The 20998-nt window shown below is 68.8% G+C and carries 17 protein-coding genes; 12 read left to right on the top strand and 5 right to left on the bottom strand.

Annotated features, from left to right (window positions below):
* The first annotated feature begins 140 nt into the window (after window positions 1-140).
* The 4 genes from JOE48_RS10095 (at window position 141) to JOE48_RS10080 (ending at window position 5155) form a co-directional block, all read left to right on the top strand.
* A complete protein-coding gene (locus tag JOE48_RS10095) occupies window positions 141-3515 on the top strand; it encodes an ATP-binding protein (protein WP_210029550.1) in 3375 nt (1124 codons plus the stop codon).
* Complete coding sequence (locus JOE48_RS10090) at window positions 3508-4428, top strand: DNA-binding response regulator (protein WP_210029548.1); 921 nt, start codon at window positions 3508-3510, stop codon at window positions 4426-4428. The genes JOE48_RS10095 and JOE48_RS10090 overlap by 8 nt, the downstream gene beginning before the upstream one ends.
* 109 nt (window positions 4429-4537) lie before the next feature.
* Complete coding sequence (locus tag JOE48_RS10085) at window positions 4538-4750, top strand: hypothetical protein (protein WP_210029546.1); 213 nt, start codon at window positions 4538-4540, stop codon at window positions 4748-4750.
* Window positions 4751-4780: 30 nt separating this feature from the next.
* Complete coding sequence (locus JOE48_RS10080; RefSeq protein WP_210029544.1) at window positions 4781-5155, top strand: DUF6894 family protein; 375 nt, start codon at window positions 4781-4783, stop codon at window positions 5153-5155.
* A gap of 10 nt (window positions 5156-5165) precedes the next feature.
* Here JOE48_RS10080 and JOE48_RS10075 read toward each other — a convergent pair whose 3' ends face one another.
* Complete coding sequence (locus JOE48_RS10075; RefSeq protein WP_210035678.1) at window positions 5166-5609, bottom strand: DUF488 family protein; 444 nt, start codon at window positions 5607-5609, stop codon at window positions 5166-5168.
* 202 nt (window positions 5610-5811) lie between these two features.
* Here JOE48_RS10075 and JOE48_RS10070 point away from each other — a divergent pair, with 202 nt between their 5' ends.
* Complete coding sequence (locus tag JOE48_RS10070; protein WP_210029542.1) at window positions 5812-6696, top strand: GH25 family lysozyme; 885 nt, start codon at window positions 5812-5814, stop codon at window positions 6694-6696.
* Between the two features lie 135 nt (window positions 6697-6831).
* On the top strand, window positions 6832-7599 hold the full coding sequence (locus JOE48_RS10065; protein WP_210029540.1) for a Crp/Fnr family transcriptional regulator: 768 nt from the start codon (window positions 6832-6834) through the stop codon (window positions 7597-7599).
* Between the two features lie 159 nt (window positions 7600-7758).
* On the opposite strand, the gene JOE48_RS10060 is transcribed toward JOE48_RS10065, so the two are convergent.
* Window positions 7759-8142: a VOC family protein gene (locus tag JOE48_RS10060; RefSeq protein WP_210029538.1), complete on the bottom strand. Its 384-nt coding sequence runs from the start codon at window positions 8140-8142 to the stop codon at window positions 7759-7761.
* 218 nt (window positions 8143-8360) lie between these two features.
* Between JOE48_RS10060 and JOE48_RS10055 the strand changes: the two genes are divergently transcribed.
* Both JOE48_RS10055 and fabI read left to right on the top strand, forming a co-directional pair.
* A complete protein-coding gene (locus JOE48_RS10055; RefSeq protein WP_210029537.1) occupies window positions 8361-9272 on the top strand; it encodes a DnaJ C-terminal domain-containing protein in 912 nt (303 codons plus the stop codon).
* 143 nt (window positions 9273-9415) lie between these two features.
* A complete protein-coding gene (gene fabI / locus JOE48_RS10050) occupies window positions 9416-10240 on the top strand; it encodes an enoyl-ACP reductase FabI (protein WP_210029536.1) in 825 nt (274 codons plus the stop codon).
* Window positions 10241-10280: 40 nt separating this feature from the next.
* Here the strand turns inward: fabI and JOE48_RS10045 are convergent, their stop codons facing one another.
* Together JOE48_RS10045 and JOE48_RS10040 are read right to left on the bottom strand one after the other, a co-directional pair.
* A complete protein-coding gene (locus JOE48_RS10045) occupies window positions 10281-11435 on the bottom strand; it encodes an AAA family ATPase (RefSeq protein WP_210029535.1) in 1155 nt (384 codons plus the stop codon).
* 15 nt (window positions 11436-11450) lie between these two features.
* Window positions 11451-12443, bottom strand: a complete 993-nt coding sequence (locus tag JOE48_RS10040; protein WP_210029534.1) for a polyphosphate kinase 2 family protein — start codon at window positions 12441-12443, stop codon at window positions 11451-11453.
* A gap of 97 nt (window positions 12444-12540) precedes the next feature.
* On the opposite strand from JOE48_RS10040, the gene JOE48_RS10035 reads away from it, so the two are divergent.
* The 3 genes from JOE48_RS10035 (at window position 12541) to JOE48_RS10025 (ending at window position 18902) form a co-directional block, all read left to right on the top strand.
* Window positions 12541-13128 carry a histidine phosphatase family protein gene (locus JOE48_RS10035; RefSeq protein WP_210035677.1) on the top strand — a complete coding sequence of 196 codons (588 nt, stop codon included), beginning with the start codon at window positions 12541-12543 and terminating at the stop codon, window positions 13126-13128.
* A gap of 110 nt (window positions 13129-13238) precedes the next feature.
* Entirely contained in the window at window positions 13239-17309 is a 4071-nt protein-coding gene (locus tag JOE48_RS10030; protein ID WP_210029532.1) for a Pls/PosA family non-ribosomal peptide synthetase, read from the top strand.
* Between the two features lie 438 nt (window positions 17310-17747).
* A complete protein-coding gene (locus tag JOE48_RS10025) occupies window positions 17748-18902 on the top strand; it encodes a sensor domain-containing diguanylate cyclase (protein ID WP_210029530.1) in 1155 nt (384 codons plus the stop codon).
* 33 nt (window positions 18903-18935) lie between these two features.
* Here the strand turns inward: JOE48_RS10025 and JOE48_RS10020 are convergent, their stop codons facing one another.
* On the bottom strand, window positions 18936-20411 hold the full coding sequence (locus tag JOE48_RS10020; RefSeq protein WP_210029528.1) for a PAS domain S-box protein: 1476 nt from the start codon (window positions 20409-20411) through the stop codon (window positions 18936-18938).
* Between the two features lie 374 nt (window positions 20412-20785).
* Here JOE48_RS10020 and JOE48_RS10015 point away from each other — a divergent pair, with 374 nt between their 5' ends.
* The gene (locus JOE48_RS10015) at window positions 20786-20992 is read left to right on the top strand and encodes a SlyX family protein (protein WP_210029526.1); all 207 of its coding nucleotides are present in this window, start codon (window positions 20786-20788) and stop codon (window positions 20990-20992) included.
* The last annotated feature ends 6 nt before the right edge of the window (window positions 20993-20998 follow it).

Genomic DNA, 20998 nt, shown 5'->3' with positions numbered 1-20998 from the left:
CAATGCTTTGAGGTCGGGGTGACCGGGGGCGCGAGTAGCGAGAGCACCGCTCCGGTGCCCGGTCTTGCGCGCGCGTCGCGCGGCCGCCCGTGCGCGCGTCCGACCGGGCGCGGCGGCCGGATCTTTCCGTCCGAAGCCCGATGAGCGGTCCGCAGCGCATCATTCCCATCCGCCGGGACTACAACCGCTTCGTCGCCGACGAGACGCTGGAGGATTACGCCCTCCGCTTCACCGCCAAGAAGGCGCGGCGCTGGTCAAGCCTCGAGGTGGCGCAGACCGCCCTCGGCTCGATCTCGTTCCTGGCCCTGGAAGCGATCGGCGGCACGCTGGCGCTCACCGCGGGGTTTCCGAACACGGCGGCGGCCGTGCTGGTCGTCGGCCTGATCATCTTCGCCACTGCGGCTCCGATCACCGTCTACGCCGCCCGGTACGGGGTCGACATGGACCTCCTGACCCGCGGCGCCGGCTTCGGCTATCTCGGCTCGACCGTGACGTCGCTGATCTACGCGAGCTTCACCTTCCTGTTCTTCGCCATCGAGGCGGCGATCATGGCGCTGGCGCTGCAGCTCTGCTTCGAGCTGCCGCTCGGGATCGGCTATCTGCTCTGTGCCGGGGCGGTGATTCCCCTCGTCATCTACGGGATCCGCCTGATCAGCCGGTTCCAGATCTGGACGCAGCCGATCTGGATCGCCTTGAGTCTGCTGCCGTTGATCTTCGTGGCGGCACAGGGTGCGGGACCGCTGCGGGCGCTCACTAACTTCCCCGGCCTCGACGGCGGCGGGGCGGGCTTCGATCTCGCCCGGTTCGGGCTCGCCACGGGCGTCCTCCTGGCGCTGCTGGCCCAGGTGGGCGAGCAGGTCGACTTCCTGCGCTTCGTGCCGGAGCCTTCGGGGCCGCGCGACCGCCGCTGGTGGCTCGCCGTCCTGTCGGGGGGCGCCGGCTGGATCCTGCCCGGGATGCTCAAGATCCTGCTCGGCGCCGCCCTCACGGTGCTGGCGCTCGGGCACGGTGTGCCGCCCGAGCACGCCGCCGAGCCGACCCGCATGTACGCGGTGGCGTTCGGCTACCTCACGGGGGAGGGAAGCCGGGCGGCCTTGCTGCTCACCGGGCTGTTCGTCCTCGTTTCGCAGCTCAAGATCAACCTCACCAACGCCTATGCCGGCTCGATCGCGTGGTCGAACTTCTTCTCGCGGCTGACCCACAGTCATCCGGGACGGGTGGTCTGGCTGGTGTTCAACGTCGCCATCGCGGTGCTCCTGATGGAGCTCGGCATCGACAAGACCATCGAGAGTACCCTGCCGCTCTACGCCTCCGTGGTCTCGGCCTGGGTCGGGGCGCTCGCGGCGGATCTCGCCATCAACAAGCCGCTGGGCCTCTCGCCGCCGGGCATCGAGTTCAAGCGCGCCCATCTCTACGCCGTGAACCCGGTCGGCACTGGCGCGATGGCGCTGGCCCTCGCGGCCGGGGGCGCGGCCTATGTCGGCTGGCTTGGCGCGACCCTGCAGCCCTTCGCGCCGCTGCTGACCCTGGCGATCGCGTTCTGCGCCGCCCCGGCGATCGCCTGGGCCACCGCCGGGCGCTGGTATCTCGCCCGGACCCCGAAGCTGGATTGGGGTTCGGCCGAGGTGGTCTGCCGGGTTTGCGAGCTGCCCTTCGAGGGCGAGGACATGGCCCATTGCCCGGCCTACGATGCGCCGATCTGCTCCCTCTGCTGCTCGCTCGACGCTCGCTGCGGCGACCTGTGCAAGCCCCATGGCCGTCTGGAGGTGCAGGCGCAGGCCGCCGTGGCTCGGATCCTTCCGGGCCGCACTGCCGCCTGGATCGGCGCGCCGCTCGGCCGCTACCTCGCGGTGATGCTGACGCTCTGCGCGGTGATCGGCCTGATCCTCGGCATCGTGCATGCGGGCGCGACGATCGGACATCCGGAAAACCGCGAATTCCTGCGCACCGCGCTCACCAGCGTGTTCTTCACCTTGGTGGTGATCCTCGGCGTCGTGGCGTGGCTGTTCGTGCTCGCCCAGGAGAGCCGGCGCGTCGCCCAGGCCGAGACGATGCGCCAGACCGCCCTCTACCAAGCCGAAATCGCGGCCCATAAGATCACCGATGCCAAGCTGCAGGACGCCAAAGAACGGGCCGAGGCCGCCAACCAGGCCAAGAGCCGCTATGTGGTGGGCATCAGCCACGAGCTGCGCACGCCGCTCTCCACCGTGCTCGGCTACGCCCAGCTCCTCGAATCCGATCCCGCGATCCCGGCGCATCGCGTCAACGGCCTGCGGGTGATCCGGCGCAGCGCCCAGCACCTGTCCGGCCTGATCGACGGGCTCCTCGACATCTCGCGCATGGAGGCCGGGCGCCTCCAGATTCACCGCGACGAAATCCGGCTGACCGACTTCCTCGACCAGCTGGTCGACATGGTGCGGCTCCAGGCCCGAGAGGCCGGACTTGAGTTCCGGTTCTCAAGGCCCGAGATCCTGCCCGCGGTGGTCGCCACCGACGAGAAGCGCCTGCGTCAGGTGCTGCTCAACCTGCTGTCGAACGCCATCAAGTTCACGGAATCCGGAACCGTGTCGCTGGACCTGAGCTACCGGAGCCAGATCGCGGTGTTCACGATCCGCGATACCGGCCCGGGTATCCCGGATGCGGATCTGGCGCGGATCTTCGAGCCGTTCGAGCGCGGCTCGACTCCCGCCGCCCGCAGCACCCCGGGGACGGGGCTCGGTCTGACCATCGCCAACCTGCTGGCGCAGCTGCTTGGCGGCGAGATTACCGTGACGGCCGCTCCGGGCGGCGGCACGCAGGCGCGGCTACGCCTGATGCTGGCCTCCGTGGCCCAGCCGGCGCCGATCACGGCGCCCGCGCCGGTGGCGGCCCCGGAGCGGGTCTATGCGGGCGCGCGCCGCACCGTCCTGGTGGCCGACGACGACAGCGCCCACCGTGCCCTGATGCGGGCGATCCTGGAGCCGCAGGGCATCTCCGTGCGCGAGGCCGGGTCGGGAGCCGAGTGCCTCGCGATGGTCGCGCAGGGCGGCGTCGACCTGATCCTCCTCGATATCGCGATGCCCGGGATGAGCGGCTGGGCTGCGGCGGCGGCCTTGCGGCAGGCCGGGCATGCCGGCCCGATCGCCATGATGTCCGCCAATGTCCACGAGATCAGCCCGACTCGCGGCGACGACGCCCCCCACGACGCGATCTTCGCGAAGCCCTTCGACCTGCGCGACGTCCTGGAGCGGATCGGCAAGCTCCTGCATCTCGAATGGACCGAGACTGGCGGCGCGCCCCGGCACGCGCCTGCGCCGGCGGCCGCCGACATCCCCGGGCCCGGGCCCGAGCATATCGGCGAGCTCCTGCGGCTCGGCCGGATCGGGCATATCCGGGCCATCGAGGCCAAGCTGATCCAGATGGAGGCTGACACGACCGTGCCGCCCGCGTTCGTCGCCCGGATGCGCGGGCTGGTCGAGGGATACGACCTGCGCCGCTATCTCTCGGTCCTGCAGGAGTTCGCGCGCCATGGCTGAGGCGCCGCCCGTCCAGTCGCAGCGGGATCTCGTGCTGGTGGTCGACGATTCGCCCGACACGCTGAGCTTCCTCACCGAGGCGATCCAGCGCTCCGGCGCGACCGTACTGGTCGCGGTTGGCGGCGATCTTGCCCTGGCCCTGGTGGACGAGATCACGCCCGACGTGATCCTGCTCGACGCGGTGATGCCGGGCCTCGACGGATTTGAGACCTGCCGCCGGCTCAAGGCCAAGCCGCAGCTCGCCGGCGTGCCGGTGATCTTCATGACCGGGCTCAGCGAGACCGAGCACATCGTGAAGGGCCTCTCCGCCGGCGGGATCGACTACGTCACCAAGCCGATCGCCCCCGACGAGATCCTGGCCCGGATCCGCGTGCATCTCGCGAGCGCCCGCGCCGCGCAGAGTGCGCGGGCCGCCCTCGACACCGCCGGCCGGACCCTGTTCGCGGTCTCGGCGCAGGGGCGGGTGCTGTGGTCGACGCCACAGGCCGGCCGGCTTCTGAGCGGCCTTGGCGCGCATCACTCGGGCACTCTCGAATTGCCGGCGCGCGCCCGCGACTGGTTGGGCGCGCATCTGGCCGGGGCCGTCGGCACAGCCCTGACCCTGACCGATCCCGACGGCACGGCCTACGCCTTGAGCTTCATCGGAGGCACCCCGGACGAGATCCTGCTCCGCCTGTCCCGGGAGGAGCCGGCCTCCGGAATCGAGCGGCTGCGCGCGAAGCTCCCCGTCACCGGCCGTGAGGCCGAGGTTCTCCTCTGGCTGTCCCGGGGCAAGTCGAGCCGCGATATCGGCGAGATCCTGGGTCTCAGCCATCGGACGGTGACGAAGCACCTCGAGGGCATCTACGCCAAGCTCGGCGTCGAGAATCGCACGGCCGCCTCGATCATCGCCGCGCGACACCTCCAGGACTGATCCGGCGCGAGTCCCCACCTTGTCCACAGGTGTTCCGGGCCGGCGAAACCCCTTGGTAAGCGCGGGCGCTCCACGGTCGCCGCTCCCACCGATCCCGGGTCCGGATGCGATGATGACCAGCCAGCAACTCGCCGACGAACTGAAGCGGATCGCCACCACGCAGGTCAGCGACATCACGCGCGCGGTGAAGGAGGGCCAGAAGTCGATCGCGCTGAACGAGGTGCGGGACATGGCGCGACGCCTCACCCTGCTGGCCGATGCGTTCGATCCGAAATCGGTCGCCGAGAAGGTGGAATCCGTCGACGACGCCCAGGCCGCCTGACGCACGCAGCCGACTTACGAGAAGCGCTTCATGATCCGCGCCCACTTCACCATCCGCCTCGGCGGCACCTCGCTGCCGGCGTCGGCGGCCCAGTCGGTCGACGACATCGATGCCGCCCGATCGGTCGCGCGCACGATCGTCCAGCGCCTGATGCGCCAGCACGGCGGCGATCCGCGCCTTCTGGACGCCACCATGGTGATTGGCGACGATGACGGCGCGACGCTCTTGGAACTCTCCTTCTTCGACGCACTCTACATGCCGGTCGAACCCGTGGCCGATCCGGACCGCCGGCGGCCCCGGCCGCCGGGTCGGGCGTCTTCGAAGCGTCTGAGCGCCGCGCTCCACCCGGTCCGGCGGCTCGCCGGGGCGCTGAGTGCGCGCATGCAACCGTTGCTCGGCGCGTGAGCCGGCCTGTTCAGCCATAGAGATCGCTGACGGTGAAGCCTCTGGTCGCGAGGCGTTCCGCCAGCACGCGCCGGTGGCAAAGGGCCGGATCCCGCTCGAAACAGAGCAGGCAGATCGGCGCGGCTTCGGCCATCCGGGCCAGGTCGTCGAGCGCCGCCTGTCCGTCGGCCGTGTCGAGTACCTCCTCGCAGTAGATCTGCCGCATCAGCGCCGCGTCACCGGCTCTTGCCGCCTGCCGCCCGGATTTCGGCGTTCCCAGGCTGCGCAGGTGCGCGTAGCCGAGGCCCGCCTCCTGGAGGGAGGCGCTGAGCGCCCCTTTCGAGAAACCACGCTTGCGCGAATTCGCGACCGCTCGGACATCGGCGAGTGTGGCGATTCCGGCTGCCCGCAGCACGCTGCCGAGCCGCTCCGAATCGAGGCCTTCATAGCCTATGGTAAACAGTTGCTTGCTCACGGCGGTGTGACCAGACTTATGTTTCGGGACCGGCACTTAGCCGGATGTCATCCTGTGCAACAGCCGGGGATGCCCCGCGTATGTCGCGGCAGCGCAACGCATCTCGGAATTCCGCCGCAATGATCGCAAAGCTCCGTTAACCGCGCCGGGGCCATCGAATACGCCTGTCTGTGGCGCTCTTTCGGTGGCGGGCTGAGCACTGATGACGCGGATCTCCATGCTTTCGCGATCGCTTTCCGAGGATCTGGGCCGGGGCCTGAGCAGCCGCTTGGGCGCCGCGCGGCGACTCGCCGCGCGGTTCGCCGCGGCGGCGACCCTGGCGGGTCTCGCGGCCTGTGCCTCGAATTCCGACTTCTACCCGACCAAGGGGGACGCGAAGCCGCATCCCGGCGTGGCCAAGGCCAAGCTTCACCCGATCCAGGGCATCGACATCTCCAAATGGCAGGGCAACGTCGACTGGGCCTCGGTTCGGGCGGCCGGCACCCAGTTCGCCTTCATCAAGGCGACGGAGGGCGGCGACCACGTCGACGAGCGCTTCCGGACCAACTGGGACGGTGCGGCGCGGGCGGGCGTCCCTCGGGGGGCCTACCACTTCGTCTTCTGGTGCCGCTCCGCCAAGGAGCAGATGGACTGGTTCAAGAGGAACGTCCCCAACGATCCGAGCGCGCTCCCGCCGGTGCTCGACGTCGAGTGGAACGGGCACTCGCAGACCTGCCCGAAGAAGCTGCCGAAGGCGCAGGCCCTGGCGATGGTCGCCGAGATGCTGGAGGAGATGGAGCGCTACACCGGCAAGCGCCCGATCATCTACACCGACATCACCTTCCATAAGGACGTTCTGGAAGGCGAATTGCCGGACTACCCGCACTGGTTGCGCTCGACGGCCGCCGAGCCGGAGCAGCGATTCGTCAACCGTAAGTGGATGCTCTGGCAGTTCACATCTACAGGCCGCGTACCGGGCGTGAGGGGTGATGTCGACCGCAACGCGTTTTACGGCACACCTTCTGACTGGGCATCCTTCCTGTCGACGGACTGCGATCCACGCGAGCACAAGCGGCTCTCGGAGCAGGGGCTCTGCACCGATAAGTAGAAGTGTGTCATGGAAAGCAACCTAGGTTAGTTCAGGGGTGCCGGTCACGCAGTATGCGTGTCGGGTCCGGCCGCCGGCGGGCGGGTCCGTGAGGAGCCTGTCGGAGGCCTCCTGTCCCGCACTCCTCCGTTCGCGATGCCAATCGACATTGCCCTCCCTACGGGCAACCTGCTTCTCGATGCGCTTCCCCCCTCAGACCGCGCGCTGATCGCCCCTGATCTGGAGCCGATTGCCCACGCCAAGGGCGAGACGATCTTCGAGGCGGGCGAGGACGTCACGCACATCACGTTCCCCTGCAACCATGCCGTTGTGGCGCTGGTCGTCGTCACGCGAGACGGGCGGACTGCCGAGACCGCCACCATCGGACATGAGGGCGCCGTCGGCGGAATCGTGAGTCAGGGGCGCTTGCCGGCATCCGCCAACGCGCTGGTGCATATGGGCGGGCGAATGCTGCGCCTCGAGGTGGAACGGCTCCAAGAGGCCGTCCGACGGTCCGCCTCGCTGCGAGACCTTCTCGCGCGCTACGCCGATTGCCTGCTGGCTCAACTGCTTCAGACCGCTGCCTGCAACGCCTTGCACCCCATCGAGCAACGCTGTCTCCGCTGGCTCATGACGCTCCAGGAACGGATTCAGGACGACACGCTGCCGATCACACACGAACTGCTGGCCTCGATGCTCGGCGTCCAGCGCACCTATCTGACGCGGATCCTGCGTATGCTTCAGGACCAGGGGCTCATTCTAGTTGGCCGCGGGCGGATCACCATCCTCGACCGGCGTGCGGTCTCGGCGGCCGCCTGCGAGTGCCATGCCCGTGTGCGGCTGCATTGCGAGGCCGTCCTCGGTGGCGTGTACGGAACGGAGAATTTCGACCGGACCGCACGAATTGCGGCCCCCGCCGAGTAGCCCGACCCGCCCAGCGGCGGGGTCGTTTCCGTTCAGTCGATGACCGGCATGCAGACCGGTGCGGCAAGCCCCGGGACAGATGCCATCACCACGTCACTCCCGTAGATCGGGCGCGGCAACGCCGGGGTGATCGTCGCGCACGGTGGGCGAACCCGCGAATCAGGCGGCCTTGCGCTCCAGGATCTCGATCAGCGTGCCGTCCGGACCTTCCAGGAAGGCGATCCGGAGGTCGGGGGCGCGCTGGGTTATGCCGGTTCGGACCGGCACACCCCGGGCGGTGAGATCGGCCATCGCTGCCTCGATATCGGCGACCCGCAATCCGATATGCTCGAGGCCTAGGCAGGGAGCCGGTGCCGCGGGCGTCGTCTCGGCCGGCGCCTGCTCGATGAACACGGTGAGCCCGCCAAGATCCAGGACGACGCGCTGCACCGGGTCGTCGCCGACGCGCTTCACCTCTCGAGCTCCGAAAATCTCAACGTAGAACGCCCCGGCCTTGACGGCGTCGCGGCTGCGCAGATGGACGTGATCGCAGGCGTATTGCATCGGGTCTCCGGTCTGTCACGGTTCAAGGTCGGCGACGGGCGGCGCGGGGAGCGCGCAACCGGCCGACGGCACAAGTATGCTCCGCCGCCCGAGGGGGCGAGAGCCGCCGCTTGACGCCACGCTCGAACCCGCAGACTTTCGGCAGTAGGACCGTTGCAGGGATGCAACATCCTTCCCACATCGGGGTCGAGACCCCACACCGCACAGCCAAGAGTTCCATGCGCAATCCCTATGACGTGCTGGGCGTGGCCAAGGGGGCGAGCGAGGCCGAGATCAAGAAGGCCTATCGCAAGCTCGCCAAGGACTTCCACCCCGACCGCAACAAGAACGACGTGAAGGCGAAGGACCGGTTCGCCGAGGCGAATTCCGCCTACGAAATCCTGGGCGACGCCGAGAAGCGCAAGCAGTTCGACCGCGGCGAGATCGACGCCGAGGGCAAGCCGCGCGCGACCGGCTTCGAGGGCTTCGGGGGTGGCCGGGGGGGCGGGTTCGATTTCGAGAACATGGCCCGCGGCCGGCAGGGTGGCATGGGTGGCGGGATGGGCGAGGATATCTTCTCGCACATTTTCGGCGAAGCGTTCCGTGCGGGCGGAGCCGGCCCCGGCGCGCGGCAGGCCGCCAAGGGCGACGACGTGGCCGCCGAGCTGTCGGTGACGCTGGAGCAGGTTGCCAGCGAGGAGAAGCTGCGCCTGTATCTGCCCACCGGACGCGAGGTCGACGTCGTCATCCCGCGCGGCGTGGTCGATGGCCAGACCATCCGGCTCCGCGGCCTCGGCCAGAGCGGCGGCCCGCGCGGCGAAGCGGGCGATGCGCTGCTGACCATCAAGCTTCGGCCCCATCCCGGTTTCACGGTCGAGGGCGCCGATCTGCGGACCACCGTCGAGGTGCCGCTGGAGGACGCCGTTCTCGGGGGAACGATCCGCGTGCCGACGCTCACCGGCGCCGTCGAGATGAAGATTCCGGCGATGACCAGTTCCGGCCGCACCTTCCGTCTGCGCGGCAAGGGTCTGCCGAAGAAGGACGGGACGCAGGGTGACCTGTTCGCCACGACAGCGATCGTCCTGCCGCGGGATGAGGACGCGGCCCTGATGGAGTTCGCCCGCGGCCGCCGTGCCGCCAAGGCGGCCTGAGCAAGGCGGCCTGAGCGAGGCGACCTGAGAAAGTGGCGCCGGCCTGAAAGTGCACGGAGGCAGCCCGGACTTCCGTCTCCGGGCCGCCTCCGCTAAGGAGGCGCCCCGGCGCCGCGAGGTGCCGCGAGGCTTCGGGATCGATCATGGCGGAACACGGGCAGGGCCTTCTGGCGGGCAAGCGGGGCATCGTCCTCGGGGTCGCCAACAACCGCTCGATCGCCTGGGGTATCGCCCGCAGCGCCCGCGCCCACGGCGCCGAGCTCGCCTTCACATATCAGGGCGACGCCCTGCGCAAGCGGGTCGAGCCGCTCGCCAAGGAACTTGACGCCCACGTCATCGGCCATTGCGACGTGACCGATTCGTCCACGATCGACGCCGTCTTCGCGGAGGCGGCCAGGGTCTTTCCCGACGGCATCGACTTCGTGGTCCACTGCATCGCCTTCTCCGACAAGGACGAGCTGACCGGCCGCTACATCGAGACCTCGGAAGACAACTTCACCAAGTCGCTCCTGGTCTCGTGTTACTCCTTCACCGCGGTGGCGCAACGGGCCGAGAAGATCATGCGCCCGGGCGGCTCGCTCGTGACGCTGACCTATTACGGCGCCGAGAAATGGATGCCGCACTACAACGTCATGGGCGTCGCCAAGGCGGCGCTCGAGGCCTCGGTCCGGTATCTAGCGGCCGATCTCGGCCCGAAGAACATTCGGGTCAACGCGATCTCGGCGGGCCCGATCAAGACGCTCGCGGCCTCGGGAATCGGCGACTTCCGCTACATCCTGAAGTGGAACGAGTACAACGCCCCGCTCCGGCGGACCGTGACCATCGGCGAGGTCGGTGAGACCGCCGCCTATCTGGTCTCCGACATGGCCGCCGGCATGACCGGCGAGATCCTGCACGTGGATGCCGGCTACCATGTCGTCGGCATGAAGAACCCCGAGGCGCCGGACCTGACCCTCGACAAGGATTAGGAGCCGTCGGCCCCGCTTCGCCGCTCGGCCAGCGTCGGGATCAATCCTCGGCGGATTCGACGAACGTACCCGAGAGCCTCAGCCCCTCGATCCAGGTCTCGCCGTCGCGCTTGAGGACGGTCCGCGGACGCGGACCGCTGGAGGCCGCGATGGCATCAGCCAGGCGATCGGAATGGGTGACCAGCCAGACCTGCGTCCGTTCCGCCGCCCGGGCGATCAGCCGGGCCAGCGGCTCCATCAGGTCGGGATGCAAGCTGGTCTCCGGCTCGTTCAGGGCGATGAACGGCGGCAGCCGGTAGCCGAGCAGGGCACCGGCCAGGGCGAGGAAGCGCAAGGTTCCGTCCGACAACTCCGAGGCGTCGAAGATCCGCTTTGCGAAGTCGGGGAAGGTCACGCCGAAGCTCGCCTCCCGCCCCGGTTCCGGAATGATCAGGCGCGCCCCCGGAAAGGCGCCGTCGATGGCGTCATCGAGGTCCGTTGTGTCCTGGCGGATATGGGCGAGCGTCGCGAAGACTGCGGCGAGATCGGAGCCGTCCGAGGCCAGGGTCGGCGTGGTCACCGCGAGGCACGACCGCCGCAGGGGTGAATCGGCGTCGGTCCGGAAGCCGTGGTGGAATCGCCACGCCGTCATGGACAGCCGCACCAGGGCGATCTCCGGCTGGCCGGTCGCGATCAGGGCGCTGCCGAGCGCGGTCTCGGTGGCGAGCAGGTCGATCCCGAGGCTTTGCTTGCGCCCATCGGCGTCGCGCACGAAGCCGCTGCGGCCGTCCCGATCGAGGATCACGGCCGTCCGGCCACCATTCCGCACGCTCAGACGCTCGGCCTTCACCTGCGGCTCCTGCCGGAAGGCTGCGCCGTAGATCTCGGCGCCGGCCTGCGGCACCAGTCCGATCTCCACCGCGTAGGCGAAAACCTGGCCCGTCTCGTCATCGCGCAGGCTGACGGACAGGCAGAGCCGGGCGGGCTCGCCCTGTCGGCGCCGGCCGGCCCAGAGCACCGAATCCATTCCGCCTTCCGCGGCGAGAGCACGGGTTAGCGTGCCCAGGGCGGCGGCCTGCAGTAGTTCCAGAGCCCGGTAGAGGTTGGTCTTGCCCGTCCCGTTGCCGCCGACGAAGACCGATAGATCGTCGACCGGGAAACTGATCCGCCGCAGCGAGCGGTAACCCGAGACCGCGACCTCGCGTACCGTCAGCATGCCGTGCCTCCCGCTTCAATCCGGAACGGTCAAATCGGCGATCCCCTTGGGAGCCTCGGGGAATCGCGGATCCATCGCCTCCAGCGTATCCGCCACGGTCTTGGCGATCACGTAGTTGCGGAACCATTTGTGATTGGCCGGCACCACGAGCCACGGGGCACGGGGGGTCGAGCAGCGCGAGAGCGCGTCCGCGAAGGCCTGCTGATAGGCATCCCAGGATTTCCGCTCGACGAGGTCGGCGGGGTCGAACTTCCAGTGCTTTTCCGGATCGGCGATCCGGGCCTCCAGCCGCTTCTTCTGTTCCGCCTTGGAGATGTGCAGGAAGAATTTCAGGATGGTCGTGCCCGATTCCGTGAGCAGGTGCTCGAAATCGTTGATCTGGCCGTAGCGGCTCTGCCAGACCGCGTCCGGCACCAAGCCCTTCACACGTACCACGAGCACGTCCTCGTAGTGGCTGCGGTTGAAGACGCCGATGATGCCGCGCCCCGGCGTCCGGGCGTGGTAGCGCCACAGGAAATCGTGATCGCGCTCGTCGCTCGACGGCACCTTGAACGAGGCGACGGTGCAACCTTGCGGGTTCACGCCTTTCAGAACAGCCCGGATCGTCCCGTCCTTGCCGCCGGTGTCGATGGCCTGGAACACCAGCAGCAGACTGCGGGCGCGTTCGGCATAGAGGCGCTCCTGAAGCGCAATGATCCGCTCGCGCTCCTGGCCCAGGGCCTCCTTCGCCCAGTCCTTGTCGAGGCCGCCATCGGCGTCGGGATCCACCGCGCCGAGGTCGAACCGTGTGCCGGGTTCGACTACCGTGATGCCCGCTGCGGCGGGGATGGGGACCTGCCGGTGCGATCCCAGAGCGGCCGGGCTGGTCTCGGCGGCTGTGTCGAGCGTGCTGGCCCAACGAGCCGTCGACGGGCGCTTCGCAGGGGCTGTCCCGTGCAGGTCTTCCCCGTCTGTCATGCGAGGGTCGCGCTTCTGGCCGCGATGATGCTTGCCGTGCTTCTTCGACATAGGGCAGGACCTGTTTCCGGACGTTGCCGACCGACGGCGAGAACGGTCGGCACCCCTGGCCGTTCCGAACGCCTGCGCAGGACGGGATGTGAGACGGTTGGTTACGATCTACTTCATCCGCCACGGCCAGACCGATTGGAACGCCGAGGGACGCCTCCAAGGCGGTCGCGATACCGACCTGAACGCACAAGGGGAGGCGCAGGCCGTCATGGCTGCGGAGCGCCTCGCCAAACTGGCGGGCTCGACGCTCGCCGAAGCGCAGTTCGTTGCGAGCCCGCTCAAGCGCACCCGACGGACCATGGAGATCCTGCGCACGACGCTGGGTCTCGGCGCCGAGGGATACGATACGGATCCGAGGCTGCGGGAGATCGGTTTCGGCAATTGGGAGGGCTCGACCTGGGCGGAGATCCGCCGTCGCGACCCGACCGGCGCCGCCGGGCGCGACCGCGATCGCTGGCATCACCGGCCGCCGGGCCAAGGCGGCGAGAGCTATGCCGCGCTGGTGGAGCGGGTCGGCCCGATGCTCGGCAGCCTGCAGCGGGACACGGTCGTCGTCGCCCATGGCGGGGTGGCGCGCGCGGCCCTGGTCGCACTCGGTCACCTCGATATCTACGCTGCGCCCCGGCTCGGCATTCGCCAGGGGGAAGTTCTGGTCCTCGAGCCTGACCGCTGGCGCTGGGGTTGATCCCGTGCGCGGGCGCAGTGCAAAGCCGCCTCGATAACGGCATGATCGGTAGGCTATAGGGCGGCTGCCACGGAAGTGCCGGCCCGGTCGGGCGGCCAGCGGAGCAGCGGATGAGCGACGTCGCCGAGAAGACCCGGCCTGGATTGGCCGCGGGGGAGCGCGAGCGTCCCGGCGAGGGGGCCGCTTTCCTGCGCGGCGCGCACCGTCCAGATCTGATCCGCGACGAGGTGCTGGCCGAGATTTTTTTGGACTCGGCCCGCAGCCGCCCAGACCATCCGTGCCTCATCGATGGCGCGCGCGTCGAGGCGGGCGGCGTTCACCCGCACCTGACCTATGCCCAAGTCGTCGATCGCGCCGGCCGGATCGCGGCCGGCCTCGCCCACCGGAGCATCGGTCCCGGCGACGTGGTCGGACTGTGGATGGCCCGTGGCCCGGATCTGCTCGTGGCGCAGATCGGCATCACGCTCTCGGGCGCCGCATGGCTGCCCTTCGACGCCGAGGCGCCGGCCGACCGGGTCGGGGTCTGCCTGACGGATGCGGCGGCCAAGGCGCTGGTGGTCTCTCCGGCGCTCAAGCCATCCGCACCGGACGCGGCACCCGCCCTGACGCCGGCCGATCTCGACGCCGCGACCCCCGCCGAGGCACCGGTCCCCGATGCCCGCGCCGCCGGCCTGACCCCCGAGCACCCTGCCTATCTGATCTACACCTCCGGCTCGACCGGCGTGCCGAAGGGCATCGTCATCAGCCACGCCAACATCTGCCACTTCCTGCGCTCGGGGAACGCGCTCTACGGGATGCGCGCCGAGGATGTGGTGTTCCAGGGGGCCTCGGTCGCCTTCGATCTCTCCATGGAGGAGATCTGGGTCCCGTACCTTGTGGGCGCGACCCTGTTCGTGGCGAGTCCCGCCATGATGGGCGACGTGGAATCGCTGCCGGGCATCCTGGAGGCGGAGCGGATCACGGTGCTCGACACCGTGCCGACCCTGCTGGCGATGATCTCGGGCGACCTGCCGACCGTGCGCCTCGTCCTGCTCGGCGGCGAGGCCCTGCCGGAGCCCCTGGTCGCCCGCTGGGCCACCGGCACGCGCCAGCTGTTCAACACCTACGGGCCGACCGAGGCCACGGTGGTGGCGACCGCCGCCGAGATGCGAGCCGGTGAGCCGGTCACCATCGGCGGCCCGATCCCGAACTACTCCGTGTATGTGGCGGGCGAGGATCTGAGCCTGCTCGGCCGCGACCAGCAGGGCGAACTGCTGATCGGCGGCCCCGGTGTCGCCTGCGGCTACCTCGCGCGGCCCGAGCTGACGGCGGAAAAGTTCATCGCCAACCCCTTCGCGTCGAACGGGACCGACCCGGTGCTGTACCGCTCGGGCGACGCGGTCTCCCTCGACGCCGCCGGCCGGATCGTATTTCACGGCCGCATCGACGATCAGGTCAAGATCCGTGGCTTCCGCGTCGAACTCGGTGAGATCGAGGCGCGGATCCGCAGCGTGCCCGAGATCAATCAGGCCGCCGTCGTGCTGCGGCAGGATGACGGCGTCGATCGTCTCGTCGCCTTCCTGATCCCGGAGCGCGGCTGCGCCATCGACACCGCGGCCCTCCGCCGGACTCTCGCCGGGCAGATGCCGCCTTACATGGTGCCCGGCCATTTCGAGGTGACCGAGACGCTGCCGCGCCTGACCTCCGGCAAGGTCGACCGCAAGGCATTGAAGGTCGCTCCGCTCACCGTGGTCTCGGCCGATGGCGAGCAGGAGCCCCCGGCGAACGAGACGGAGGCCGCCCTCGTCGCCGCCGCCAAGCAGATCTTCGGCAACCAGCCGATTCCGCTGGAAGGCGACTTCTTCGCCGACCTCGGCGGCCACTCCTTGCTCGCCGCCCGCTTCGTCTCGGCGGTGCGCGAGACGCCGGCCCTCGCTGGCATCACCCTGCCGGACCTCTACGCCCTGCGCACGATGCGGGCGATGGCCGATGCGCTGATCGCCCGGACCGGTGGGATGGGCGCGGCCGCAGCGATCCGCGACCTGAGCTTCGAGCCGCCGCCGCTGCTGCGCCGGGCCCTGTGCGGCCTCGCGCAACTCGTGGCCCTGCCCTTCGTGATCGCGCTTGCGACCGCGCAGTGGCTCGGCATGTTCGTCACCTATCTGCTGCTCACCGGCGGCGGCCTCAGCTTCTTCGCCGAACTCGGGGTGCTGCTCCTCGTCTACGTGGCGATCAACGGCGTCACGGCCGTGGCGGCGGTCGCCGGCAAGTGGCTGATCCTCGGAAAGACCAAGCCCGGCCGGTATCCGCTCTGGGGCGCCTATTATTACCGCTGGTGGCTCTCGCAGCGGCTCGCGCCGCTCGTCCACGTGAAGTGGCTGCAGGGTTCTCCGGCCATCGCGATCTATCTTCGGCTGATGGGCGCCAAGATCGGCCGCGACACCCTGATCTCCGATATCGAGGTCGGCGCGCCCGACCTCCTGACGATCGGCGACGGAGCCTCGCTCGGCGGCCGGCTGGTCATCGCCAACGCCGAGATCGTCGCCAACGAGCTGGTGATCGGCCGGGTCGAGATCGGCGCCGACGCGGCGGTCGGGACCTCCTGCGTGCTCAGCCACGACACGGTGGTCGGGCCGAAGGCCGAGATCGGGGACCTCACCACCATCCCCGCCGGAACGCGGGTCGGCGTCGCCGAGCGCTGGGACGGGTCGCCCGGCCGCAAGGTCGGCATGGCCGATCCGGCCGAACTGCCCGCGCCTTCCGAGGCCTCATGGAGGCGTCGGGCCGGCTTCATGGCCGCCTACGTCGTGCTGCTCGGTGCGATCCCGGCCGTGGGCCTGCTGCCGATCTTCCCGGCCTTCTTCATCTTCGACCAGATCTCGGACTCGCTCTCCGACATCACCGATATCGACTACCATTGGTACCTGCCGATCCTCACGTGGCCCACCGCCATGCTGATGACCGCCGGCACCGTGCTGCTGATCGCCGGCATCCGCTGGATCGTGCTGCCGCGGACGCGCTCCGGCACCTACTCGGTCCACTCCCTGTTCTATCTGCGGAAATGGTCGCTGGCCCTCGCCGTCGAGGTGACGCTGGAGACGCTCTCGTCGCTGTTCGCCACGGTCTACATGCGGGCCTGGTACCGGTTGATGGGCGCCAATATGGGCCACGGCGCGGAGATCTCGACCAACCTCTCCGGGCGCTACGACCTCGCGGAAATCGGCGCGAAGAACTTCATCGCCGACGAGGTGGTGTACGGCGAGGAGGAGGTCCGGCGCGGCTGGATGCACCTGGAGCCGACCCGCACCGGAGCGCGCGTGTTCGTCGGCAACGATGCCGTCGTTCCGCCGGGCGCGGTGATCCCGGACGACGTGCTGATCGGCATCAAGTCGAAGCCGCCCGAGAACGGAGCCATGAGCCCGGGGGAAACCTGGTTCGGCTCGCCGCCGATCCGGCTTCCGGCTCGACAGAAGGTCGATCTCGGCTCGACCGCGCAGACCTACGAGCCGGGGATCTGGCCGAAGGTGCGGCGCGGCATCTTCGAGGCGTTCGCGACCTCGTTCTCGCCGATGCTCTACATCACCCTCGCGATCACCGTGATCGACTGGTACTTCTATCCCGCCATCCTGGAGAAGGACTGGACGGGGCTGGCCGTCAGCTTCGTCGCGGCGAGCGTCGCCATCGCACTGATCCAGTCGTCGGCCGTCATCGTCATGAAGTGGCTGCTGATGGGCGTCTACAAGCCCGGCATGCAGCCGATGTGGTCCTGGTGGGCGATGCGCACCGAAGCCATCGCGGTCGCCTACTGGGGCCTCGCCGGCAAGGTGCTGCTGGAGCATCTCCAGGGGACGCCGTTCCTGCCCTGGGTGCTGCGCCTGTTCGGCGTGAAGGTCGGCAAGGGCGTGTGCATGCTCACCACCGACATCACGGAATTCGATTGCGTCACGATCGGCGACTACGCCACGATCAACCGCGTCTCGGCGCTTCAGACCCATCTCTACGAGGATCGGATCATGAAGATCGGCCGCGTCGTGGTCGGACGCGGCGTCTCCGTGGGCGCCTTCTCGACGGTGCTCTACGACACGAAGGTCGGTGACTTCGCGCGCCTGCGCCCCCTCACCATCGTGATGAAGGGCGAGTCGATCCCGGCCAACACCGAATGGGAGGGGGCACCGGCGGTTCCGGTGATCCACGCCGCCTGATTCGATTTCCGGTTGAATGGTTCCGTTGACGTATCCCGCCCCGTCATCACGCGTACAGCGAAGTGATCTGGGGCAGCGCGATCGTGATGATGGTGGCCCCCACTGGCTTGCTTCGCTCCGCCTGCGAAGGCGGCAATGCCGACGTCGTCAACCGTAGATGGCATGGTCAGTCATCCCATCGGGCGGACTTGGAACGGCCGCCCGCACGGGACTCTCTCATCATCACGCCCTGACTTCGCCTGAAAGCGCAAGGTTATCTGCTGGCCATGCTGCGTCTTGCTGGCCAATCACTATCCGTGATGTCGGTAGGTATATTGTCATATAAATGAAGGTGCTGTACTTATATTGATGTCTGGCGATTCGTCTTCCAGCGCGCCCGATGGCGCGTGGTCGGGGGCAAGCGCCGCCGTGCGTCTGGTTGGAGATCGATGGACGGCCGTGCAGCTTGATCCTGCCACCCTGCTGATCGTCAGTTCCGCGACGACCCTGCTGGTCGGCACGTTGTTCCTGGCGTCGTGGCGGCAGGCGCCCGAGTCGCGGTCGCTCGCCTTCTGGGGTGCCGCGCACCTCGTTGGCGCGGTCGGCTCGGCCGGATTGGCTCTGCGCGGGCAAATCCCCGATCTCGTCTCGATCGGGGTGGCGAACGCGATTGTCCTCGCTGCCTACGGCTTGATCTGGAGCGGCGTCCGCTCGTTCGAGGGCTTGAGCCCGCGCGTCGGCTGGGCCATGGCCGGTGCGCTCGTCTGGTGCGGGCTCTGCTTCGTCTCTGCCTTCTACGATTCGATCGTGCTGCGGATCCTGTACGCCTCCGCGGCGGCGACGTTCTACTGCGGTGCGGCGACGGCCGAGATCTGGCGCGGCCGTGACGAGCGCTTGGCGTCCCGGATCACGGCGGCCGCCGTCCTCGGACTGCACGCGATGTTCTATCTCGTGCGGATTCCCTCGACCCTGCTGGCGCCGCCGCAGCCCGGTCTGAACCCGCTCGCATCGCCTTGGGTGGCGATCCTGTGCTTCGTGACCCTGCTCTTCTCGATCGCCTCCGCCTTCACCTTCATGGCGTTGGTCAAGGAGCGGGCCGAGCGGAAGCAGCGCATCGCGGCGTCCACGGACGCGCTCACGGGGGTGCGCAACCGCCGGGCCTTCGTGGAGGCCGCCGAGGCCGCGATGGCCCGCCAGCCGGACGGGGCGCTCCTGCTGTTCGATCTCGACCGGTTCAAGGCCGTCAACGACGTCCACGGACACGCGGTCGGTGACGCGGTGCTAGTGGGGTTCTGCGCCATGGCCGGCTCTCTGCTGCCGCGGGGGGCGCTGCTGGGGCGCCTGGGCGGCGAGGAGTTCGCCTGCTTCCTGCCGGAGGTCTCCCCCGCCGAAGCGCTGGCCCGGGCTGAGGGGCTGCGCCACACCTTCGCGCAGCTCTTCGTGCCCGAGCTGCCCGACCTGCGTGTCAGCGTCAGCATCGGGATCGCGCAGGCACGCGACGGCGTCGGGTTCGAGACGCTGATGCTGCGGGCCGATGCGGCGCTCTACGCCGCCAAGCACGGCGGCCGCGACCGGGTCGCCGTGGCCGATATGGCGTCCGCGCGGGCCGCCTAGGGTCAAGCGTGGTGCGGCCGGACGGGCGCGGGCTTAGGCGAGGGCGCGCGCGGCCTCCGAGACCTTGCGAACCGAGGCATCCACGGACGCTGCGGATGCCGCGATCTCGGCCATGGCGGCGCGTGCCATCTCGACGCTCTGCGCAGCCGATTGCATGTTCTCGGTAAGATCGCGCGTCACCGCCGCCTGCTCGGTGACGGCGGAGGATACGCTGAGCGAGATCTCGCTGAGTTGCTCGATGGTCGTGCCGATCCCGTCGATCGCAGCCACCGCGCGGGCGGTTTCCGTCTGCACGGCCGTGATCTGGGTGCCGATCTCCCCGGTCGCGCGGGCCGTCTGATCGGCGAGGGCCTTCACCTCGGAAGCCACGACGGCAAAGCCCTTGCCCGCTGCGCCCGCCCGGGCAGCCTCGATCGTCGCGTTGAGCGCGAGCAGGTTCGTCTGGTCGGCAATCGAGCGGATCAGGTTCACGGCGGCGCCGATCCGGTCGGCGGCGCCGGTCAGGCCGACGACGATCGCACCGGCTTCCTCGGCGCGTGTGACCACCTTGTCGACCGAGGATTTCGCCAGCAGGGCGTGACGGCTCAGCTCCTCGATCGAGGCGGCGAACTCCTCCGAGCCTGCGGCGACGGCTTGGACGTTGTGGGCGGTCTGGTTCGAGGCCGCCGAGGTCTCGTCGGCCTGATGGACCACGCGGCTCATCGAATCGCGGATCGCCGCGATGTCCGCATCGATGGCGCGCTGACCCGCGGCCCGGCGCTCCCGGTCCTCGACCTGCCGGGTGATGTCGGTGGCGAACTTGACGACGGCGCAGGGCACGCCCGCCGCATCCAGGATCGGATTGTAGGCGCCGAAGATCCAGACGGCGCGGCCGTCCTTGCCCAACCGGCAAAACTCGCCGGATTGATGACGACCGGCGGCGAGGTTCGCCCAGAACGTCGTGTACGCCGTGCCGGTCGCCTCGGTCGGCGGCATGAACATCCTGTGATGGCGCCCGCGGACCTCCTCAAGGGTGTAGCCCAAGGTCGACAGAAAATTCGCATTCGCATCCGTGATGGTGCCGTCCAGCGTGAAGCAGATCACGGCCTGCGACCGGTCGAGCGCCGCGATCTGTCCGGCGAACAGCGCGTTGCGCGCCCGCTCCTCGGTGACATCGGTGGCGAGCTTCACGACTTTGGCGACCTTGCCACGGCGGTCGAGGATCGGGTTGTACGAGCCTCGGATCCAGATGACTTGCCCGGACTTGGTCACCCGGGCGAATTCCCGAGCCTCGTGATGTCCTGCGCCCAGTCGCGCCCAGAACGTCGCATAGTCGGGCTTGGCGCGCTCGGCCTCCGCGACGAAGAGGCTGTGGTGACGCCCACGCACCTCTTCCAGCGTGTAGCCGACGAGCTGGAGGAAAGCGGGATTCGCATCCGTGATCGTGCCGTCCAGATCGAACTCGACCCGGCTCATGGTGCGGTCGATGGCCGACACCAGCGCGTCAGCGCGCATACCAAACATCGCCATCAGTCGCCCCGGGCCGCTCTGTCGCTTCGATTGACAACCTTTAAAAGAGGAACGTTTAAAAAGTCACAATTCACAGAACAGGCGAAGCTAAAACGGATGTTCTGTTTGGGCGTGGACGAGGCATGTGCGGTTCAGGGACTGATTTCGCGGCCCTAGTTCTCCCGAACAACAACCTGAAGTGGCATGTGCACGAGTGCGCTGCATGACCTGCATCCTGGCTCGCTCGCCCAACAGTGGTGTATTGCCGTCCGGTCCCGCGACGCTCGGTATCGCTGCCCGGGTGCCGCTTCGGTTAGGAGAGGCGGGCGGACGGAGTCGCGCGGTCGGTTTGCGGCCGTGATCGGCTTTCCACCAGGCCCGCTTGGAGATCGGACATGAACGCCCCGAGCCGGATCGACCGCCTGGAAATGCGTCTCACCGAGCAGGAGGCGACGATCGACGATCTGAACCGGACGGTGACCGCGCAGTGGCAGATCATCGACCGCCTCACCCGGAAGATCGAGGCCCTGCGGGAGCAGGTGGAGGAGGCGGCGGCAAGAGCCAGCCCGCGCGGACCCGAGCCGCCGCCGCCTCACTATTGATGCGTC

The sequence above is a fragment of the Methylobacterium sp. PvR107 genome, from assembly GCF_017833295.1.
Lineage (GTDB): Bacteria > Pseudomonadota > Alphaproteobacteria > Rhizobiales > Beijerinckiaceae > Methylobacterium.
This window is presented reverse-complemented; position numbering and strand designations above follow the sequence as displayed.